A 1,460-nucleotide genomic window follows, 5' to 3' on the forward strand; every position below is an offset into this window, starting at 1 on the left:
GCTTAACTTTATTCAGTCTTGCTGAATAAAGTTATAATTAGTTTAGCATATCAAGTAAAAATTTTACAATATGAAATAAAGTAGAAAACTTACTTTTTCGCAAAGAATCGGTTACTTACAGCCGCAAGCTCCACCACTTCCACAGCCACCGCCACAGCTTGACATAGAATCAAAATAAGGATTCCCAGTTGGGACTTTAATATGCTTTGATACAGCTCCACCTAGTAGCACGCTAATTTCATCAAGGACTTTTTGTATATTATCCTCTGCTTTTTTAAAATCAGCAATCGTTTCGTGAAGATCAAGCTTTCTTTTAAGTTCCCTTGTCTCTTTTGAAACAGTTCGAAAATCAGGATGGTATTTCCCGAATCGTTGAACCTCATCATATTTTTCCTTCATATTTTGAAAATCAGCGATTAGTTTCTGCGCTTCTCTATCTTTTTGTAATGTATTTAAACTGCTTCGGTATTCCTCTGCTAGTTCTGAACGTAGAATCATGGATGAAAGTTCTTGCGCCTCTTCAAGAATTTCAACTTTTTCGATTGTGGCTATCAAAATTAACACCTCCACATCCACTATACCACGAATTTTTACGAATCGCATCTACTGCGTTAATTCAATAGTATTAGCTATATTTTTCCTAGCTTTTCCTTTAACTTCCCAAATAACCTTGCCCATGTAAAGAAGGAGCCATAAATAAAGATTGGCTCCTTACATACTTAATCACTCTGTCGCATGCCTTGATACATTTGAAGCATGAATGAGGCCATTTCCAATGACTGGTTAATTTTTTGAACTTTATGTGGTAGGGTTTGTTTGAAATATGCTTTTGCCTCATTTTCCAAGCTTGGATAATCTCTTGGATTCCGGGTTAATTTTCGGTACCAAATGGGATTTTGTCGAACAAAAGCACGTAGTTGTTTTTTTGATTTGAGGTATTCATATGTTTCTTGTCGCATCTTCTACCCCCTTCTCGCCTAATCTTTGCGAAAGGCAAAAGGATGACGAGCTTCTCGGGTAGTTCGCATCTGCTGTTGCTTTTCATCCCCACGAAATTGATGAATAACGGCTTGAATTGTTGAAATGGCTTCCCCTACATTTGAGATTTGCTGCTGCAGATTATTCATATCTGTATTTTTTAAGGATGAAAAAATCTTTCCGATAAAATCGGTTTTGCCGCTATCTTCTGTATTGCCATTGCTATTACTATCTTTAAACTTTTTCCACTTTTCATCTTCCTCACCAAGTATATACCAATCTTCATATACTTCTTGCCAGTTAAGTGTTCCTTTTCGCACTTCCTGAACCAGCACAGGATGTTTTTTAACAAAGGCCTTAAATTCCTGTACAGATGGATGAAGCTGATTTCCCATTTCAATCACCTCTTTTATCAAATACGCCTTGGCGTATTTGCGCCCGATTTTTAGGCCCACAGGAAGTGGGTCATAAAGACGTTGCCA

Annotated in this window: 3 protein-coding genes; all 3 read right to left on the minus strand. The window is 37.3% G+C overall.

Annotation, left to right across the window (positions count from 1 at the left end):
* Nucleotides 1-111: 111 nt before the first annotated feature.
* Nucleotides 112-555, minus strand: a complete 444-nt coding sequence (locus V7097_RS19760; protein WP_335705368.1) for a YlbF family regulator — start codon at nucleotides 553-555, stop codon at nucleotides 112-114.
* A gap of 164 nt (nucleotides 556-719) precedes the next feature.
* Complete coding sequence (locus tag V7097_RS19765) at nucleotides 720-959, minus strand: YlbE-like family protein (protein WP_335705369.1); 240 nt, start codon at nucleotides 957-959, stop codon at nucleotides 720-722.
* 18 nt (nucleotides 960-977) lie between these two features.
* The coding region (locus V7097_RS19770; RefSeq protein WP_335705370.1) for a YlbD family protein at nucleotides 978-1,460 on the minus strand (483 nt) is incomplete at its 5' end.

This window comes from Bacillus sp. JJ1562, assembly GCF_036962705.1.
Classification (GTDB): domain Bacteria; phylum Bacillota; class Bacilli; order Bacillales; family Bacillaceae_L; genus Ferdinandcohnia.

Bases quoted from the DNA above. Each gene is read 5' to 3' on its own strand.
- V7097_RS19765 (WP_335705369.1), bottom strand. From the start codon at position 959: ATGCGACAAGAAACATATGAATACCTCAAATCAAAAAAACAACTACGT.